We start from the raw sequence: 18,652 nt of genomic DNA, 5'->3' as shown, positions 1-18,652 counted from the left end.
AAATCCTCTATTAACCTTTAATTCCGCTGCTGGTTACGCCTTGCACGAAGTAGCGTTGAGCCAGGAAGAAAACAATGATGGACGGCAGAATGGAGATGCTTGCCATTGCCAGAATTTCGTTCCACGGTGCGCCTTCGGTGACGTCAATTGACATCTTCAAAGCCAGCGCTATCGGGTACTTATCGACGCTGTAGACATAAATCAGTGGGCCGATAAAGTCGTTCATTGACCACATAAACTGGAACAGGGCGACAGAGATAATGGCCGGTTTCAAGATTGGCACCACCACATACCACAGCACCTGTAGGGAGTTACAACCGTCGATTTGCGCGGCTTCTTCCATATCACGCGGCACACCACGCAGGAATTGCACCAACATGAAGACGAAGAACCCTTGAGTGGCGAAGGCCGTCGGTAAATAGAGTGGCAAGTAGCTATTCAACATGCCCATTTCGCGGAACATGATGTATTGCGGAATTAATAACACGGTACTTGGCAGCAACATGGTGGTAATTAATGTTGCGAACCAGAATTTCTTCCATGGGATCTCGAAGCGTGCAAAACCATACGCCACGATAGTGGAGGAGATAATGGTCAAAATGACTTTCGGGATAACAAACTTAAAGGTGTTAAGCATGTAATGACCGAAGTTATATTCAGTACCGGTTTTCCAGCCATTCACGAAACCATCGCGAGTTGGGTGTTCTGGCCATAATCCTAATGTGGTGAAGATCTCATTATTAGGTTTAAATGCCGCAGAGAACATCCACAGCAGTGGATAAAGCATCATCAGTCCGACAATAATCAAAATGATATAGCGGAAAGCGGCACTGACTTTTGCTTTACGTAGCGTACGGTTAATTTCCGCATCAGCAAGTTCCTGCGCCAGAGCTAATTTCTTCTGGTTGGAAGTGTGTTGTACGTCAGTCATTTTTTCCTCCTTTATCGGCGGAGTAGAAGACCCAATATTTAGATGATTTAAATGCAATTGAGGCGAAGAGGGCGACTACCAGGAAGAGTATCCAGGCCAGCGCAGCACCGTATCCCATATCAAAGTATTTAAACGCTGTATCATAGATATAGAGCGAGAATAAATAGGTGTAGTGGGTCGGTCCGCCGTCAGTAATAACGTACGGCGCAGTAAACTCTTGGAATGCCTGCGTGGTTTGCATAATAAAGTTAAAGAAAATAACTGGCGTGATCAGTGGCACAGTCACTTTCATAAACATTTGCCATTTAGAGGCACCATCAATCATGGCGGCTTCATACTGTGATTGCGGCACGTTCTGCAATGCAGCCAGGAAGATAACCATGGCCGAACCGAACTGCCAAACACGCAGTAATGTGACGGATGTCAGCGCCAGCGCTGGTTCTCCCAACCAGTTGATGGCATCAAATCCGAGCACACCGATAAAACTGTTTAACAGGCCATCGATGGCAAAGAGAGCACGCCATAACACGGCAATTGCAACGCTGCTGCCGAGGATAGATGGAATATAGAAAGCAGTACGGAAGAGGCCGATACCACGTAATTTAAAGTTCAGTACAAAAGCGATCCCCAGGGCAAATGCCAGTTTTAAAGGAATAGTCAGAAATACATAAGCGAATGTTACGCCCATGGATTTCCAGAATAAATCATCTTCCAGCAGCATATGACGATAATTCTCGATCCCGTTAAAAACGGGAGGGTTCATTAAGTCATACTCAGTAAAACTGAGAAAGAAAGATGATACAAAGGGGAAAGCCGTAAATATTATCAACCCAAGTATATAAGGTGATAAATAGGCTAACCCCAGCATTCTGTTTTCATTCATAATGCTTACCTATTTTTAATAACATGAAAGATAAATAAAACTACTGATTCAAAAGCGTCGGATAAATAAAGTCGATATCATATAAAGTGCGGCTTTCCCCGTTCACTCGATAATCTCCATGGATGTAACCACCATTGGTAATAAATTGAGGTATCGCTGCCAATTTATTCTGTTTGGCGGCAATTAAGGTCAATATTGCTAATGCAATCGGATTGTCGAGACGGAAATAACGGTGTTGCGCCGATTCAACAAACAGACCACGGTGGTAATGTTGCGTAAATAGGTCGTCCCCCACTTGCCAGGCTAATTCAAATAGTCGAGCACATTGGCAATGTTCCGCCAGTTCAGTTAAGGCCAGCAGCAGATAGGGTGTTGCTTTAGGTTTTTGACCGGCAATTAGTGTCGCCTGGCGTTTTGGCTTATTTAATTCAGCCAACTGCCAGCGGTGCAGTAATACGCCAATCAAATCCAACAGTTCTTCATCTTCACTTAAGCGCCAGGCCCGGACTAGCGGCAGCAGGTAATCAACCTCTAATGGGAAGGGCGAGATGACCGTCCCTTTTGCGCCATAGTAGCCATCACGTTGCAAAACATAGCCGCTCATGTCCTGACCATCGTTCCATAACGGACGCAATGTATTGCTCTCAACGTCATAAGCGAAACGATAGTAATTTTTTAGCCCGTCAATCACCCATTGTAGTACTTCGGTATCCGGTTGTTGGCGCAGAATATCCAGCATCGCCAATGGGTTATCAATCAGCAGTGGGCGCATGTCGCGGAACAGGACATTGGCTTCACGGGCTATCTCACCAAATTCAGGGCCAAACTGGCGCTTGGCACGATCGCCATACCAAGATTGGGTCTGGTTGTCATCGGCCGGCAGTGGGCGGCGCTGCTGTGGTGAGCTGAACTGATAAACCGGCAGACCTGTTTCAGGATGGCGGGCTAAAACATATTGGCGGTATAGGTGTTTGCCCCATGCCGTTGCGGCGATATCACCGGTGTACTCGGCATACTTATAGGCAGCGTAAATCAAATCGGTGCCGGCATTCACAAAGGTCAAGCCCTTGGTCTCTGGTAGGCGCGGCAGCTCCGCAGGGTTAACCACATCGTGACGGGCATGAGTGAATACATGTGGGTCGCGCTGCTTGTCGTAGCTACCATGGCGGCCCAAATCCAGGGTTTGCCAATCTTCCACATGGGCGTGCCAAAAACCCTGCAAGAAATTCAGTGTTTTTTCCCGATCAATAGTGATCAGCAAATTGTAATAGGGTAGATGATGCTTCAGCTCGTGGACTTGCGCTTTCGATTCTGGCCCTTCAGTGTTCAACGAATCCAGATTCAGGAAACGGTGTCCGCCCCAATAAAATAGTCCGCTCTGCTCATGCACGCCGCGCTGCATAAAATAGCTGCTTTGCACCCGGGCTTGCTGATGGTATTGCGGGTCCTGAGTCACCAGACTCAGCGCATCTAATGTCCGTAGCCAGTTTTGCTGACTGGCAAAATTAGATATTGGGGTATTGTGACCATCTGGGAATTCCCATACGACTGGTTGATGAGTCAGCACATCAAAACCATCAGCCATCAGTGGGGTTGGATTTTGATTGCTGTGGCCAACAGATTGGACTAAATCAACATAGCTGCGAATAGCGCTGAGCCAGTTAATCATGGTTGCGTCACTGTTTTTAATGTTGCCGACAAACTCCATCACCTTAACCCCATCATCGAAACGTTAGGACGGAACCGGTTTAAGGTTCCTTATAAATAGAAACATCGTTTCAATCTATTATATTTGTATTTACTGGCGAGTCATTGAGCGAATGACAAAAGTGTGATCGGAGTCGGAACGTTGTTTTGAATTTTTTATTTTTGCACTTTTGATGCGGTTTTTTTGAGAATCTAATTTGTTAACTATTTGATAAATAAGTAATAAAAAAGGCACAACCTAAGTTGTGCCTTTAAACAATTTTGAGTCGAATTCTGGCGAATAACCTAAAGAAATAGAACTTAACTCAAATTGGTCATGATTCTTGGTTTAGCGCGCCAACCAGCCGCCATCAACAGCGATAGTGTAACCACTGATATAGTCGGATGCTTTGGAGGCCAGGAAGACCACTGGACCTTTCAGATCATCAGGCAAGCCCCAACGACCAGCCGGGATACGGTCAAGGATCTCTTTGCTGCGCTCTTCATCTTTACGCAACTGCTGAGTGTTGTTGGTCGCCATATAGCCAGGCGCTACCGCGTTCACATTGATGCCGTGTTTTGCCCACTCGTTAGCTAACAGACGGGTGACACCCATCACGGCGCTTTTCGATGCGGTGTAAGACGGCACACGGATGCCACCTTGATAAGAGAGCATTGAGGCAACGTTAATGATTTTGCCGCCATGACCCTGTTTGATGAATTGTTTGGCAACCGCCTGAGACATAAAGAACACGGTTTTGATGTTCACATTCATCACATCATCCCAGTCTTTTTCGCTGAAGTTGATCGCATCTTCACGACGGATGATACCGGCGTTATTGACCAGAATATCGATTTGGCCAAATTCAGCGACAGCACGCTCTAACAGGGCTGGAATGCCATCAATTTTGCTCAGATCCGCAGTCAGGCTCAAGAAGCGGCGACCTAATGCAGTCACTTTTTCAATCGTCTCTTTTGGCTCAACAATGTTGATACCCACGATATCGCAACCTGCTTCGGCTAAACCGATCGCCATGCCTTGGCCCAAACCGGTATCACAGCCAGTAACCAGTGCAATTTTACCTTTCAATTCAAAGGAATCTAAAATCATAGCTAACATCTCTCTCAAGGCGGTCAAAGATTGCCGCGATTTCAATATTGGGGAGAAAACCGCCAAAAGGACGGCTTTGGTTGGTAGAGCCTATCTTTCAGAACATCATCTTGAATGGGTATCACCCAAGTCAGATAGCACGGCAAAAGTAGAGAGTGCGCATGATGCCGAAAATGGTGCCTTACAACCTGCGCGGATCTGACTTCTGACCGAGTGTTTCTTTTGATTCGCTGATGATAGTGTTTGCGGGAAGTTAATTCAATAAAAATGAAATGATGTTTTATTATTTTTTGAGGGGCGTCATGATTTTTGGATTAATTATGGTCAAACTATGGAGATTGCCCGTAGAATGAGTCAAAACCAGCGTAAAACAGTGACGACGGTACAGCTAAATCTATTCTGCATAATAATGAGGAGAAACAATGAAGATGTTCTTTATTAATGATGAAACGCCATGGGAAGAGCTAGGCAATGGCATTAAACGCAAAGTCATGACCTGGAGTGATGAGCTGATGATGGTCTGCGTTCACTTTGACAAAGGGGCGATTGGCGTGGCGCACAAACATGATATTCATGACCAAATTGCTTATGTTGCCGCAGGCAGTTTTGAAGTGGAAATTGAGGGGCAGAAGCGCATATTGAAAGCTGGCGATGCGTATCGTGCGGTGAAAAATGAGATGCATGGCGCGGTATCGTTGGAGGATAACAGTATTTTGATCGACACCTTTACCCCTAAGCGGGATGATTTCCTTTAAAATCTATTGGGCGGTTGAGCATCGACTTTAACCGCCCCTTATCACCAGGATTCTACTCCTCTTCAGCGACAAACTCTCTTCAGCTACGAAATATCCTCCTGGCGCAATTGTTCGAGTGATGCCAATTGAATATCCGCCAATGCCCAGCGTGGGTCTGCGCGGTACTCCGGTGATGGGATCACAATAGAGCGCATCCGTGCTGCTTTGGTGGCAATCATACCGTTGACTGAATCTTCTAGCGTGACACATTGTAGCGGGTCAATAGCCAGATCCGCCGCCGCATTCAGATAGACCTCGGGGTGCGGTTTGCTGTAGGGCAGGTACTCTGCGGACACTAAACAGTCAAAATAGTGTTCAACGCCGAGCATGGCGAGCACGCGTTTTTGCATATGTAGCGGTGAGGCGGAGGCCAGGCCAATTTTTAGCCCTTGTTGGCGACAAAGCTCCAGCGCATATTCGACACCGGGTAACACCGGGCGCGTCTCCTCCACCAGGTCTATTGCGCGGGCAATAATACGTTTGCACACCTCCGCCTGACTCGGCCCCTGCCATGGCCGGGTTTGATACCAAAGTTTCACCACCAAATCGATACGCAGACCAAGGGTGTCGGGCAGTGAATCTCGCGAGGAGGTGTCCAGCCCGAGTGAGGTGAAAATATCAAGTTCAGCCTGTAACCATAAAGGTTCTGAGTCAATCAGCAGGCCGTCCATATCAAAGATTGCGGCCTTAATCGGATGAGGGGTCGCCATTAATCATCACTCCTGTTGGTTTTTAGCTATCAGCTGAATACTTTAGCATTAACTTAATCATCTTGCGTCAACGGAACCGACGGTGAATTTGAGTTAACCATGGAGATCACAACAAAAATTTTGCACAAAGAGTGAATGTAGCAGGTAAACTAAATCTACATAAGTTGTGGTATTTACAAGGAGAAGTCATGACCTATCAACAGGCTGGGCGCGTCGCTGTTATCAAACGGATTGCAGGATGGCTCGTTTTTATTCCAGCACTGCTGTCAACGTTGATTTCAATTATCAATTTTGCCTATCAATATAGCCAAAACAGTACCGGGATTAATGCGGTGATGCTGGATTTTATCCATGTCATGACCGATATGATCCGCTTTAATACCACTTTCCTGGATATCTTCTGGTTCAACTCACCCGTGCCCGATTTCGATCAGGGTTTTTCTGCCGCTAACATTATGTTTTTTATCATTTATATGTTGATTTTCGTCGGTCTGTCGTTGCAGGCGTCAGGGGCGCGGATGTCGCGGCAAGTGCGGCATATTCGTGAGGGCATTGAAGATCAGCTGATTTTAGAGCAGGCCAAAGGCAGTGAAGGGCGCAGCCGTGAACAGTTGGAAGAGAGGATAGTCTTACCGCACCACACTATTTTCTTGCAGTTTTTTACCCTCTATATCCTGCCGCTGGTGACTGGTGTGGTGGCCTATTTTGTCATTAAGCTATTGGGATTGATGGCACAGGGATAAGCTGTTATTAGAGAGAAAAGCCGCAATAGTGCTAAACATTCATGATCATTGAGACTGACATCTTATCCAGCGGGATTTGGTCGAACAGGACTTTCATATCCTCGACGGTATCAATTCAAGTGCCGGGCATAAAAAAACACCCTGACTGGTTGAACTGCCAACTTTTGGGGTGCTGTTTTTTTATCTGCTGAGGATTAGAAATGTTCGGGATGCAGCAATTGGTCAACGGCTTTTTGCGCATTAAGCCAGTGTTGGCCACCAAATAAGTTACTGCGATTTAATAAGTAATAGAGCTGATAGATTGGCTGCCGCTCAATAAAATCGCTGGGCAGTGGCCAAACACTCTGATAACCATCGTAAATTTGTGCGGGTAAAGTGGGGTAGAGTGGCAGCATCGAGAGATCACACTCCCGATCACCCCAGTAGCAGGCGGGATCAAAAATCACCGGCCCATTAGCGCTGGCGGCACAGTTAGCGGGCCATAAATCGCCATGTAGCAAAGAGGGTTGCGGCTGGTGGCTCTGTAAGCGGTCGTGAACAAGGTCGGTTATCTGGTCAATATCACCAAACGACATCCCTTTTTCGGCGGCTAATTGTAGTTGCCAACCAATACGCTGCTCAGCAAAAAATTGCGCCCAACGGCGTTGCCAGCTATTGGGTTGCGGGGTTGTGGCCAGGTCATTATCAAAATCTAACCCAAATTGCAGTTGCTCACTCCATTGATGTAAATGCGCCAATTGTTGGCCTAAACAGTAGGCATTGTGGGCATCAAGGGGCTTTAGAGGGATATATTCGAGCAGCAGGAAGCTGTAATCACGATCACTGCCCACACCATAGACTTCCGGCACCTGGACGGTTTTACTGCGGGCTAATAAGGAGAGCTGATCGGCTTCAGCGGTAAATATCGGCAGCATCTCACGGGCATCACATTTTACGAAAACCTCGGCTTCACCATAACTGAGACGCCAGGCTTCGTGGATATCCCCACCCGGTAATTCAGTTCTTTCCCGAATTTCAGCCGGGCCTAGGTATTCACCTAACAGACGATTTACAGCTTGCCACATGATTCACCCCCTATCAGCTTGCCAGTTATATCCTTTGAACTGAGTCGCAGGGCGGTTAGTGACCTTCACTTGCCGCCGACCTGCAACGCTTATGACTTTGGGTAGATATCATTAGGTTAGCTTCTTTGCTGTATAAAAAACAAGCGCTAGCGCACAGGGATACCCACGAGAGATCAAACAAAAGACTGATTCTGCTGCCAAATAGTGACATATTATTTTTCGTACTGATGACCGCCACCATGACGATAAAAACGTCACGGCAGAACCAGACCAGATGCATCGTTAAAAGTCGTGAATAAGCCGTAAAAACTACGGCTTATTTATCACGCGTGCACTGATTATAGCAGATGACTTTTTGGCGTGTTTTTAGCACTGTCGGCGTTGGCCTGTGCGTTTTTGGTCTGCGGTGTTATCTGGCGACCCTGCATGGGTTTCACATGGCTGTAGATGAGGGCGAAGACAAAGAATAGTGCCTGAATGATTACGATGCAGGGGCCGGTAGCACCATCAATATGGAAGCTTATTAGCGTACCTAATACGCAAGCGACGACAGAGACCAGGGTGGCAACTATCAACATCCGATCGAAACTGCGGCAGAGCATAAAGGCGATGATGCCGGGGGCTATCAGCATGGCGATAACCAAAATAACCCCCACCGCCTGCAATGATGCCACAATAGTCAATGCCAGTAGGCAAAGCAGACCATAATGCAAAAGCTTGACCGGCAGCCCAATCACGCGGGCATGGTTAGGATCAAAGCAGTAGAGCATCAAGTCCTTACGTTTGAGCAGCACCACTAGCAGGGTGAAGCCGGCGATCCACAAGGTTTGTTTCAGTTCCGCCAGTGAAATACCCAGCATATTACCGAATAAAATGTGGCTGAGGTGCTGGTCAGTATCTATGCGGGAGAACATCACTAAACCAAACGCAAACATGCCGGAGAACACAATTCCCATCACGGTATCCTCTTTCACTCGGCTATGCTCTTTTAAATAGCCGGTGGCGACAGCACAGAATATCCCTGAGACAAAAGCGCCGATCACCAGGGGAATACCGAGCCAAAAGGCCAGCACTATCCCCGGTAACACGGCATGAGAGATGGCATCCCCCATCAATGACCAGCCTTTTAATACCAGATAGCAAGATAGCACCGCGCATACCACGCCGGTAATGATAGCCGCAACGATTGCCCGCTGTATAAAGGGGTAAGCGAAGGGTTCGCTGATCAGCGTGAATAAGGTATTCATACACTATCCTCCGGCAGCTGCGGCAACGGATGGCGACGCTTTTGGCGCGAACGATAGCGCGTGGCCAACAATCCATGTTTAGGCGCAAAGATAAAGGCCAGCAGGAAGACCACGGTTTGCAAGGTCACAATCACGCCACCCGTTGCACCATCCAGATAGAAGCTGAGATAGGCACCGAAGGCACTGGTAAAAGCACCAATGGCGATGGCGATGATCAGTAGACGGCCAAAACGGTCGGTAAGTAGGTAGGCGGTCGCCCCCGGCGTCACCACCATGGCAATCACTAAAATTGCGCCCACGGTCTGCAAGGCCGCGACGGTGCAGGCACTGAGCAGGGTGAAAAACAGAATTTTCAAGCGCAGTGGTGATAGGCCTATCGACATGGCGTGGCTTTCATCGAAAAACACCGCCAGCAAATCTTTCCAGATCAGACATAAAATCACCAAGGAGACCAAAATAATGATCTCTACCTGCAACACATCTTCATCGGCTATCCCCAAAATATTGCCGAAAATGATCGACTGCACATTGACGGAGGTGGGGTTGAGCGAAACAATTAATAGCCCCACGGCAAAAAAGGTGGAGAAAATAAAACCGATGATGGCATCTTCACGCAGGCGAGTGATATGGCGGACGAGTGTCATGGCCAGGGCTGCCAGCATACCGGTAAAGAATGCGCCCGCAGCATAGGGCAGGCCAAGGGCATAGGCCCCGGCAACACCGGGGACCACGGAGTGCGATAGCGCATCCCCCATCAGCGACCAGCCTTTCAGCATCAGATAGGCCGATAGAAATGCGCAGGCAGCGCCGACAATCGCGCTAACCCAGATAGCCTTCACCATGTAATTGTAGTTAAAGGGTTGCAGCAACAGTTCCAGCATCAGGGATTATCCTCCTTCGACTGGCTCTGCGCCGGCGGGTCATTTTTGGTGTGACCATAGAACACCGCCGGGCGCTCATCATCAGTGATAACGGTGACCGTGCGGGGATCATTATCGTCATGCAGCGCACTACCCGACAGGTTGATATGGCGCAAAACACCGCCAAAGGTCATTTCGAGATTCTTCTGGGTAAAGGTGGATTCGGTGGGGCCGGCGGCCAGTACCGTCTGATTAATTAGAATCACATGGTCACAAAACTCCGGCACGCTGCCGAGGTTATGGGTTGAAACCAGAATCAGGTGGCCCTCATCGCGCAGCGCTCGTAGCAAATCAATAATCGCGTTTTCCGTTTTGACGTCAACACCGGTAAAAGGCTCATCCAGCAGCAATACCGAACCTTGCTGGGCCAGGGCGCGGGCCAAAAAGACCCGTTTTTTCTGCCCACCAGAGAGTTCGCCAATTTGCCGTGACCGCAACTCAGTTAAGCCGACTCGCTCAATGGCCTGATTAACAATGGTTTTATCTGCGCGGCTGGGGATGCGCAGAAAGTTCATCTTCCCGTAACGCCCCATCATTACCACGTCTTCGACTAAGACGGGGAAGTTCCAGTCCACATCTTCAGTTTGTGGTACGTAGGCGATGGTATTTTGCTTCAAGGCGTGGCTGACCGGTTTGTTGCTAAGTTCCACTTTGCCGACACTGGGTTTAACTAGCCCCATGATGCTTTTAAACAGGGTCGATTTACCACTGCCATTGACCCCGACCAGCGCACAGATAGTTCCGCCAGTGAGCGAAAAACTGGCGTCATAAATAGCAGTATGCCCATTGTTATAGGTGACAGTGACATTATCCACCATCAGCTCAGGGCGGACAAAAACCGCATTGCTCATTGGCCAAATCCTTTCGCAATAGTTTGCACGGTGGTGTTAATCAGGTCGATATAGGTCGGGACCGGGCCTTTTTCATTTGATAGAGAGTCAACATATAACACCCCGCCATATTGCGCACCAGTCTCTTTGCTCACTTGTTTCGCTGGTTTGTCGGAAATGGTGCTCTCACTGAATATCACGGGGATTTTATTGGCACGCATAGTGTCAATAACACGACGTACTTGCTGTGGCGTGCCTTGTTCATCGGCATTGATTGGCCATAAATAGACCTCTTTAAAACCATAATCTTTGGCTAAATAGCTAAATGCCCCTTCACTGGTGACCAACCAACGCAGCTCCGCTGGAATGCGCGACAGACGCTCCCGGAGCGGGGCATCCAGAGCGGCGATTTTCTCGGCGTAGGCTTTGGCATTGCGATTATAGGTTTCAGCATGGGCGGGGTCGTGCTCTACCAGCGCCTTGCGGATATTCTCGATATAAATAAGTGCGTTAGATGGCGACATCCAGGCATGTGGATTAGCGATGCCCTCATATGGCCCTTCACGGATAGGTAGGGGGGTGATGCCATTGGTCACCACTGCTGACGGAACATCTTTAATATTTTCGAAAAAACGTTCAAACCAGCGCTCCAGATTCATGCCATTCCAGAGAATCAAGTCCGCAGACTGTGCTTTTACGATATCCCGTGGCGTGGGTTGATAGTCGTGAATTTCTGCGCCAGGTTTGGTTATCGACTCGACCACGGCAGCATCACCGGCGACATTTTGCGCGATATCCTGAATGATTGTGAAGGTCGTCACAACTTTGAATTTTTTTTCCGGGTCATTGGGCTTATTTTCAGCCAACGCCGAGGTGCTAATCAGTGATGAAAATGCAACAAAGGTCAACAAGGTGATAACACGTAAAAAACGCGGTGTAGAGTGGCTAATGGAGGGCAGGTAGGGTATTTTTTGCTTACTAAACATGGCGATGTTCCCTTTTCTCAAATGAAAATGATTATCAATATCATTGGCGACCAAGTCAAGCCTTGCCATACAATAAACTAAAACTTACGGATAGTTACTGAATATAGCCTGATCATTATGTTGATAATGGTCAAACTAGGCCAAAAAATCTATTTGGGTGAGGTGACAACTTGTATATGCTACAAAATGGCTTATCAGCACGGGGAATACTGTGAATCCAAAAGTCGGTTGCCTAATGGCAATTTTATTGCTGGCGGGGTGTGCTAAACAAACTCCGCCACCGCAAGCGAATAACGGTTGGCTGAAGAAAGCGCCACCGGGTGGTTTTCTTAACGCACCGAAAAGCAGCGCAGGTTCAAGTACTGTCGCTTATAGCGATGTTATTAAACAAGCTGCCAGCCATTACGGCGTTGATGAAACTTTGATTAAAGCGATTATCCAAGTGGAGTCTGGTTACAATCCTGAGGTGGTGAGCACCTCAAATGCGGTGGGTTTGATGCAGATTAAAGCCTCTACCGCGGGCCGTGATGCGTACCGGATGAAGGGGCGCAATGGTCAACCAAGTTCAGGTGAGTTAAAAGATCCGGTGAAGAATATTGATATTGGCACCGCTTATATCAATATTTTGCAGAACCAACAGTTAGCGGGGATCAGTGATCCGCAAACCTTGCGTTATGCCACTATCGTCTCTTATGCCAATGGCGCGGGTGCCATGCTGCGGACCTTCTCATCAGATAAGCGCCTGGCAGTGAATAAGATTAATAGTCTTAGCCCGAACGAGTTTTATCAGCATATACAAAAGAAGCATCCGGCCGCGCAAGCACCACGTTATTTGTGGAAAGTGGATACCGCTTACCGGGCGATGACAGAATAATATTAAAACGCTAACCGATGTCGTTTATAGGCGCGGTATTTTATTACCGTAGCAATCTCTTGTCGTAACAACATCTGGCAGTATCAACATCGGCTAGCGTTTCTCTCTTCAATCTTACAATTTGTCTATGCCATCGCTGGCTGGTAGGTAGCGATAATATCCAGCACGCCATTGATAATAAATTGTACCCCCATACACACTAGCAAGAATCCCATCAGGCGCGAAATAGCTTCAATGCCACTTTTGCCGACCCAGCGCATAATGGCACCGGAACTGAGCAGTGAACCCCATAGAATGAGTGAGACAGAAAGAAAAATCAGCACCGGTGCGACAGTGACCACCCATGGACTGAACATAGTGTGCCCTTTCATTGAGGCGGCAGAGCTGATGATCATGGCGATAGTCCCCGGCCCTGCAGTACTCGGCATGGCCAGCGGCACAAAGGCAATATTGATAGATTTCCGTTTCTTCAAATCCTGCGATTTGGCTTCTAATTGTGTATCTTCGGCCGATTGTTGTGGAAAAAGCATACGAAAGCCGATAAATGCCACAATCAATCCACCTGCAATTCGCAGACCGGGAATAGAAATACCAAAGGTATTCATGACGACCTGACCGGCGTAGTAAGCAATGGTCATAATAAAGAAGACATAAATTGATGCCATCTTCGACTGCTGATTACGCTCTTCACTGGTCATATTGCCGGATAAACCGAGCAAGAGAGCCACTGTTGTCAATGGGTTTGCCAATGGCAGCAGCAATACCAGGCCTAAGCCAATGGCCTTAAATAGTTCGAAAATACTCTGCATCACTCTTGCTCCGAAAATAGCATCAAACGCGCCCAATGAAAGTAATGCTTATCAGACAATTATGCGCGCATCAGGTAAATAACCCAGCACAGGGTATTATTACTTATCTAGCCACTCTACGCGATAGGTTGTGTAAAAGGCTATACCGGATTGACGGAGTGCAGATAACGGGCGGTGGATTCAAGTGAGCAGGGTATTACCCAAAGTCATTGGGCTTCAAGTCAGCAGGGTATTTGTGATACAGATCAAATACCCTGCCACCAACAGTTGGTTCAATGCCACAGATCTAGAATAATTACCTCAGCATCAATTTTGGCAAGGAGTCGGGTTTTGTGCATTTGTGATATTAGCGTTGAAGATGAATATACTCGCCAGCCCTTATCGGCTTCTGCGGCATGGGTGCTCGATACACAAGCGGCCCGTGCTCGTGGTCGTTTGCGGTTTTTAAAGCCTAAACGTGAGGCGCGCCCGCGTTGGCGTTTAGCTCCGTTGAAAGATACCTACGAAATTCGCTTTTACCCACATCGATTGCCTGAATTATGGTTTTTTAGTGCGGAAAGTGCGGCTAGAAAACGGCTCTAATGGCATTCTGTTGGTCTAATTAGTCGTTTTGTTTGGCGCAACTTATCTTAATCGGAGAGTCGGATGGCATTTACTGCTAATGAACGTGATGCGCTGTTGGCGGTGAAAGGGGTTGGGCCGACGGTGGTGACTCGGCTGGAGCAACTCGGCTTCACCTCGCTGAGCCAGCTCAGCCAGGCCGCTATGAGCGAGATTGTCAGTAGCGCGGCAGCGATGATGGGTTCTACCTGCTGGAAAAATAGCCCCCAAGCGCGTTCAGCTATTCAGGCCGCTATAGATATGGCTAAAACGCACTCATCTTCGTGAATACGTTTTAACCGCTATCGTCGCAGATTTATCTTCCCACGATAGGCGTGTGGCCATCTGCTTGCGCCACTTATCCCTTATCCTGTGGCCTGGTTGGATAAGGTTGCAGCAAGTCATCCAGAATTTTCATCCTTTCATCTACCGAAATATAGAGCCAGCGGGTAAACCAAGGCATTTTTGCCAAGCATTGCTTATCTGTTTGGCGGAAGTAGCGTTCGAGCTCTGACAGATCGCCTGCAATCTTTTGCATCATATTTCTCCCTTTGTTGACTACTGAACAAATCATAGACAATAAAATGCGGAAGAAAAACGGATAAAAAATATTTTATTGTTCAGTATTTATGTGGGGCGGTCTGATTTTTTATGTGAAAAGCCGTGGGAAGCGCGGAGAGCGGTGGTTTGACGTAAGTGCCGAGGGGTAACGGCCAAATAAAACGCCCCGATTGCGTGAACAATCGGGGCGGCGTTCCAGTAACCATTGCTACACGGAAACGGAAATTGATTATGAGCACATCCTGTAGAAATAGCAATACACCTAGCGCATCTCAAAAGCAATAGATCATAATGTAAATCATTGTTGATGGTGATAAGCATCTTTACACCGTGATATAGGCTGCTGTTGCAGGGGTATCCTGAGGTAAATATTGTCGAATTCTGTGCTTGAGATGATAACGGAACACTGTTTCGTGCTTCACAGATGGCACGGCTTTGGAGTAACATTTCACACTAAAGAGTAAGGATATCGGCTATGGCCCCTCTCTATCTCACGCCTGGAGTCACCCTCAGTCAGTGGTTTGTTTTTAGTTATTATCGAATATTCCTAATTCTAAAACAGACATAATTTTTCAGTAAAACGCGTTTTAGCGGTTAGGAGCAGGGAATGATTGGCCCGTTTATTAACAGCGCAGGTATTATTCTGGGCGGTATTGTCGGTGTATTGCTGGCCCGCCATGTCCCAAAACGGTTGCAAGAAGGGTTACCCTCAACTTTTGCTTTGGCTTCTATCTCCATTGGTATTGTGATGGTGGTGAAAGTCCATTTTATGCCAGCAGTCATTTTGGCATTAATTATCGGGACGGCGGTCGGCGAGTTATTATCTCTGGAGCAGGGCGTAAAGTGGGGCGCTAATAAAACACGTGGCTTGCTGGAGCGGGTTATTCCATCACGCAGTACCTTGCCGCCGCAGGAGTTTGCACAGAGTTTCACGGCAATGATTGTGCTGTTTTGTGCCAGTGGGCTGGGGGTGGTCGGCTCATTGACCGAAGGGATAACCGGTGATTTTCAGTTGCTATTTGTCAAAGCGCTGATGGATTTTTTCACGGCGTTGATATTCTCTATCTCACTCGGCATTGCACTGGTCGCCATTGCTATTCCGCAATTACTGATTCAAATCGCACTGGTTTTATTAGCAAAACTCATCATGCCATATATGGATGATATCGCTTTCGCTGATTTTTCGGCCTGCGGTGGGATTATTATGATTGCCGTCGGGCTGCGCATCGCGCAAATTAAAATATTCGCGGTGGTCAATCTCTTACCTGCTTTGCTGTTTGTCGTGCCAATATCCTATTTATGGCGCTATTTCATGGCTTAAAAACGTGAAAGGTAGATCGGTAAGTCTCTGAAACGGTAGGCTTCTTTGCCCATATTTATCATCGAAGCGACCGTTTCAGCATAATTTGATTATATTTTTAATTGATTATTTTTTATTTAGCCAATTTTACGGCACAAAAATTTGCCTTTTATCACGCCATCAAAAAAACGACCTTTCGAAACCACAGACATAAAATTCTGATGAACGCGTTCAGGGACCCCTAAATATTGATAAATCCCTTGTTCACGGAACTGTATCTCCAGCATGCGATTTTCAGGATCATAACCAATCGACAAAATTCTGGAAGATGTAACAGGTTGTCGCTGCAATAGTTGACCCTCAGTTGTACGGTGTTGATATACGGTGATCGTAGTGCAGTTTAAGTATGATAACTTTGTCGTCGATCATTATCACTGTTTGACTGGCGTATTAATAGATTATTCGCTAGGTATATTGTCATTGCATTAAGTGATGATAAGATGAATCCCCTTTGTGGCATGATCTACGTCACAAACTAAACTGTTTACACAGTTGCGGACCAATATAACAAACGTGGGTTAAATTGATGCTGCAACTTTTTGAAATCAAACAATAATTACGTCTTGCATGTGATCTGTCGTGAGGGTCACCACTGTAGATAAGGAATTAGAATGCCTGTTATTACCCTTCCTGACGGCAGTCAGCGTCATTACGATCACGCCGTTTCTGCACTTGATGTTGCCTTAGATATCGGCCCCGGCTTGGCGAAAGCCTGTATAGCTGGCCGTGTTAATGGCGAACTAGTCGATGCCAGCGACCTGATCGAATCTGATGCTCAACTGGCCATTATCACCACCAAAGATGCTGAAGGGCTGGAGATTCTCCGCCACTCTTGTGCGCACTTATTAGGGCACGCAATCAAGCAACTTTGGCCAGATACCAAAATGGCAATCGGCCCAGTTATCGACAACGGTTTCTATTACGATGTTGATATTGACCGTACCCTGACGCAGGAAGACCTGGATCTGCTGGAGAAGCGGATGCATGAACTTGCCGATAAAGATTATGACGTCATTAAGAAAAAGGTTAGCTGGCAAGAAGCCCGCGACACTTTTGCTGCTCGTGGTGAAGATTATAAAGTGGCGATTCTCGATGAGAATATCAGCCGCGATGATCGCCCTGGTTTATATCACCATGAAGAGTACGTTGATATGTGCCGTGGTCCGCACGTACCGAATATGCGTTTCTGCCATCACTTTAAATTGCAGAAAACTTCCGGTGCTTACTGGCGTGGTGACAGCAAAAATAAGATGCTGCAACGTATTTACGGCACGGCTTGGGGTGATAAGAAGCAACTGAATGCTTATCTGCAACGTCTGGAGGAGGCGGCCAAACGCGACCATCGTAAGATTGGTAAGCAACTAGACCTCTACCACATGCAGGAAGAAGCACCCGGTATGGTGTTTTGGCATAACGACGGCTGGACTATCTTCCGTGAACTGGAAACTTTTGTGCGTATGAAGCTCAAAGAGTACCAGTATCAGGAAGTGAAAGGGCCGTTTATGATGGACCGCGTACTGTGGGAAAAGACCGGGCATTGGGAGAACTATGCTGAGCATATGTTCACCACATCGTCGGAAAACCGCGAGTACTGCATCAAGCCGATGAACTGCCCAGGACACGTGCAGATCTTCAACCAGGGGTTGAAGTCATACCGTGACCTGCCATTGCGTATGGCCGAGTTTGGTAGCTGCCACCGTAACGAACCATCAGGTGCACTCCATGGCTTAATGCGCGTCCGTGGCTTTACTCAGGACGATGCACATATTTTCTGTACCGAAGAGCAGGTTCGCGACGAAGTGAACAGCTGCATCAAAATGGTGTACGACATGTACAGCACTTTTGGCTTCGAGAAAATTGTGGTCAAGCTCTCTACTCGCCCTGAAAAACGTATTGGTAGCGATGAGCAGTGGACCCGCGCCGAATCCGATTTAGCGGCTGCGCTGACTGAAAACGGGATTCCGTTTGATTATCAGCCGGGGGAAGGGGCGTTCTACGGTCCAAAAATTGAATTTACCTTGCATGATTGTTTGGATCGTGCGTGGCAGTGTGGTACCGTACAGCTCGATTTCTCATTACCGGGCCGCTTAAGTGCGTCTTACATCGGCGAAAATAACGATCGCCAGGTGCCGGTAATGATTCACCGGGCCATTTTGGGATCAATAGAGCGCTTCATCGGTATTTTAACCGAAGAGTATGCGGGCTTCTTCCCAACCTGGTTAGCTCCGGTACAAGTCGTGGTGATGAATATCACCGATAGCCAGTCTGATTATGTCCAACAAGTGACCAAAAAACTGCAAGATGCAGGAATTAGGGCAAAAGCGGACTTGAGAAATGAGAAGATTGGCTTTAAAATTCGTGAACATACGTTGCGTCGAGTTCCATATATGTTGGTCTGTGGCGATAAAGAGGTCGAATCAGGCAAGATTGCCGTTCGTACCCGCCGCGGTAAAGACTTGGGAAGCTTAGATGTCAACGTGGTCGTAGACCAGCTGCTAGCAGAAATTCGCAGCCGTAGTCTTCATCAACTGGAGGAATAAAGT

General features: G+C 47.5%; 20 protein-coding genes and 1 pseudogene. 7 read left to right on the top strand and 14 right to left on the bottom strand.

Features of this window, described 5'->3' with window-relative positions; translation table 11 throughout:
* Positions 1 to 10: 10 nt before the first annotated feature.
* The 4 genes from FFE93_RS11285 to kduD form a co-directional block, all read right to left on the bottom strand.
* Positions 11 to 931 carry a carbohydrate ABC transporter permease gene (locus tag FFE93_RS11285; protein WP_049602845.1) on the bottom strand — a complete coding sequence of 307 codons (921 nt, stop codon included), beginning with the start codon at positions 929 to 931 and terminating at the stop codon, positions 11 to 13.
* The gene (locus FFE93_RS11280; protein WP_004875265.1) at positions 924 to 1,814 is read right to left on the bottom strand and encodes a carbohydrate ABC transporter permease; all 891 of its coding nucleotides are present in this window, start codon (positions 1,812 to 1,814) and stop codon (positions 924 to 926) included. Before FFE93_RS11280 ends, FFE93_RS11285 begins: the two co-directional genes overlap by 8 nt.
* A 40-nt stretch (positions 1,815 to 1,854) precedes the next feature.
* Positions 1,855 to 3,522 carry a pectate disaccharide-lyase gene (locus FFE93_RS11275; protein WP_005272370.1) on the bottom strand — a complete coding sequence of 556 codons (1,668 nt, stop codon included), beginning with the start codon at positions 3,520 to 3,522 and terminating at the stop codon, positions 1,855 to 1,857.
* Positions 3,523 to 3,849: 327 nt separating this feature from the next.
* Entirely contained in the window at positions 3,850 to 4,611 is a 762-nt protein-coding gene (gene kduD, locus FFE93_RS11270) for a 2-dehydro-3-deoxy-D-gluconate 5-dehydrogenase KduD (RefSeq protein WP_004875262.1), read from the bottom strand.
* A gap of 422 nt (positions 4,612 to 5,033) precedes the next feature.
* On the opposite strand from kduD, the gene FFE93_RS11265 reads away from it, so the two are divergent.
* The gene (locus tag FFE93_RS11265) at positions 5,034 to 5,366 is read left to right on the top strand and encodes a cupin domain-containing protein (protein WP_032814453.1); all 333 of its coding nucleotides are present in this window, start codon (positions 5,034 to 5,036) and stop codon (positions 5,364 to 5,366) included.
* 83 nt (positions 5,367 to 5,449) lie between these two features.
* On the opposite strand, the gene hxpB is transcribed toward FFE93_RS11265, so the two are convergent.
* Positions 5,450 to 6,115: a hexitol phosphatase HxpB gene (hxpB, locus tag FFE93_RS11260; protein ID WP_005272362.1), complete on the bottom strand. Its 666-nt coding sequence runs from the start codon at positions 6,113 to 6,115 to the stop codon at positions 5,450 to 5,452.
* 188 nt (positions 6,116 to 6,303) lie between these two features.
* On the opposite strand from hxpB, the gene FFE93_RS11255 reads away from it, so the two are divergent.
* Positions 6,304 to 6,858, top strand: a complete 555-nt coding sequence (locus FFE93_RS11255; protein ID WP_005272359.1) for a YniB family protein — start codon at positions 6,304 to 6,306, stop codon at positions 6,856 to 6,858.
* A gap of 37 nt (positions 6,859 to 6,895) precedes the next feature.
* Here the strand turns inward: FFE93_RS11255 and FFE93_RS21955 are convergent.
* The 6 genes and pseudogenes from FFE93_RS21955 to yfeA form a co-directional block, all read right to left on the bottom strand.
* Positions 6,896 to 6,973 (bottom strand): annotated as a pseudogene (locus FFE93_RS21955) (methylmalonyl-CoA mutase family protein); the annotation flags it as partial.
* 79 nt (positions 6,974 to 7,052) lie between these two features.
* Complete coding sequence (locus FFE93_RS11245; RefSeq protein WP_005272356.1) at positions 7,053 to 7,922, bottom strand: fructosamine kinase family protein; 870 nt, start codon at positions 7,920 to 7,922, stop codon at positions 7,053 to 7,055.
* Between the two features lie 338 nt (positions 7,923 to 8,260).
* Positions 8,261 to 9,169, bottom strand: a complete 909-nt coding sequence (yfeD, locus tag FFE93_RS11240; protein WP_138775132.1) for an iron/manganese ABC transporter permease subunit YfeD — start codon at positions 9,167 to 9,169, stop codon at positions 8,261 to 8,263.
* Positions 9,166 to 10,050 (bottom strand): iron/manganese ABC transporter permease subunit YfeC, encoded by an 885-nt coding sequence (gene yfeC / locus FFE93_RS11235; protein WP_005272352.1) that lies wholly within the window; start codon positions 10,048 to 10,050, stop codon positions 9,166 to 9,168. Before yfeC ends, yfeD begins: the two co-directional genes overlap by 4 nt.
* Positions 10,050 to 10,940, bottom strand: a complete 891-nt coding sequence (yfeB, locus tag FFE93_RS11230; RefSeq protein WP_032897003.1) for an iron/manganese ABC transporter ATP-binding protein YfeB — start codon at positions 10,938 to 10,940, stop codon at positions 10,050 to 10,052. The genes yfeC and yfeB overlap by 1 nt, the downstream gene beginning before the upstream one ends.
* Positions 10,937 to 11,905 carry an iron/manganese ABC transporter substrate-binding protein YfeA gene (gene yfeA, locus FFE93_RS11225; protein WP_032897001.1) on the bottom strand — a complete coding sequence of 323 codons (969 nt, stop codon included), beginning with the start codon at positions 11,903 to 11,905 and terminating at the stop codon, positions 10,937 to 10,939. The genes yfeB and yfeA overlap by 4 nt, the downstream gene beginning before the upstream one ends.
* A 211-nt stretch (positions 11,906 to 12,116) precedes the next feature.
* Here yfeA and FFE93_RS11220 point away from each other — a divergent pair, with 211 nt between their 5' ends.
* Positions 12,117 to 12,779 carry a transglycosylase SLT domain-containing protein gene (locus FFE93_RS11220; RefSeq protein ID WP_005272347.1) on the top strand — a complete coding sequence of 221 codons (663 nt, stop codon included), beginning with the start codon at positions 12,117 to 12,119 and terminating at the stop codon, positions 12,777 to 12,779.
* A gap of 125 nt (positions 12,780 to 12,904) precedes the next feature.
* Here the strand turns inward: FFE93_RS11220 and FFE93_RS11215 are convergent, their stop codons facing one another.
* Positions 12,905 to 13,588, bottom strand: coding sequence for a MarC family NAAT transporter (locus FFE93_RS11215; protein WP_005272344.1), 684 nt, complete (start codon positions 13,586 to 13,588; stop codon positions 12,905 to 12,907).
* A gap of 330 nt (positions 13,589 to 13,918) precedes the next feature.
* Here FFE93_RS11215 and FFE93_RS11210 point away from each other — a divergent pair, with 330 nt between their 5' ends.
* Together FFE93_RS11210 and FFE93_RS11205 are read left to right on the top strand one after the other, a co-directional pair.
* Entirely contained in the window at positions 13,919 to 14,170 is a 252-nt protein-coding gene (locus FFE93_RS11210) for a hypothetical protein (RefSeq protein ID WP_004875248.1), read from the top strand.
* A 63-nt stretch (positions 14,171 to 14,233) separates the two neighbouring features.
* Entirely contained in the window at positions 14,234 to 14,476 is a 243-nt protein-coding gene (locus tag FFE93_RS11205; RefSeq protein WP_005272329.1) for a hypothetical protein, read from the top strand.
* 70 nt (positions 14,477 to 14,546) lie between these two features.
* Here the strand turns inward: FFE93_RS11205 and FFE93_RS11200 are convergent, their stop codons facing one another.
* Positions 14,547 to 14,729, bottom strand: coding sequence for a hypothetical protein (locus tag FFE93_RS11200; protein WP_005272326.1), 183 nt, complete (start codon positions 14,727 to 14,729; stop codon positions 14,547 to 14,549).
* A 627-nt stretch (positions 14,730 to 15,356) separates the two neighbouring features.
* Here FFE93_RS11200 and FFE93_RS11190 point away from each other — a divergent pair.
* Positions 15,357 to 16,070, top strand: a complete 714-nt coding sequence (locus tag FFE93_RS11190) for a DUF554 domain-containing protein (RefSeq protein WP_005272323.1) — start codon at positions 15,357 to 15,359, stop codon at positions 16,068 to 16,070.
* 116 nt (positions 16,071 to 16,186) lie between these two features.
* Here the strand turns inward: FFE93_RS11190 and FFE93_RS11185 are convergent, their stop codons facing one another.
* Positions 16,187 to 16,399 carry a KTSC domain-containing protein gene (locus FFE93_RS11185; RefSeq protein ID WP_005161573.1) on the bottom strand — a complete coding sequence of 71 codons (213 nt, stop codon included), beginning with the start codon at positions 16,397 to 16,399 and terminating at the stop codon, positions 16,187 to 16,189.
* Positions 16,400 to 16,720: 321 nt separating this feature from the next.
* On the opposite strand from FFE93_RS11185, the gene thrS reads away from it, so the two are divergent.
* Complete coding sequence (gene thrS / locus FFE93_RS11180) at positions 16,721 to 18,649, top strand: threonine--tRNA ligase (RefSeq protein WP_049602842.1); 1,929 nt, start codon at positions 16,721 to 16,723, stop codon at positions 18,647 to 18,649.
* Positions 18,650 to 18,652: the final 3 nt, after the last annotated feature.

The organism is Yersinia sp. KBS0713, from assembly GCF_005937895.2.
GTDB classification, from domain to species: Bacteria; Pseudomonadota; Gammaproteobacteria; order Enterobacterales; family Enterobacteriaceae; genus Yersinia; species Yersinia bercovieri.
Note: the sequence above shows the minus strand (reverse complement) of the source record. Positions and strands in the feature narration are given on the sequence as shown.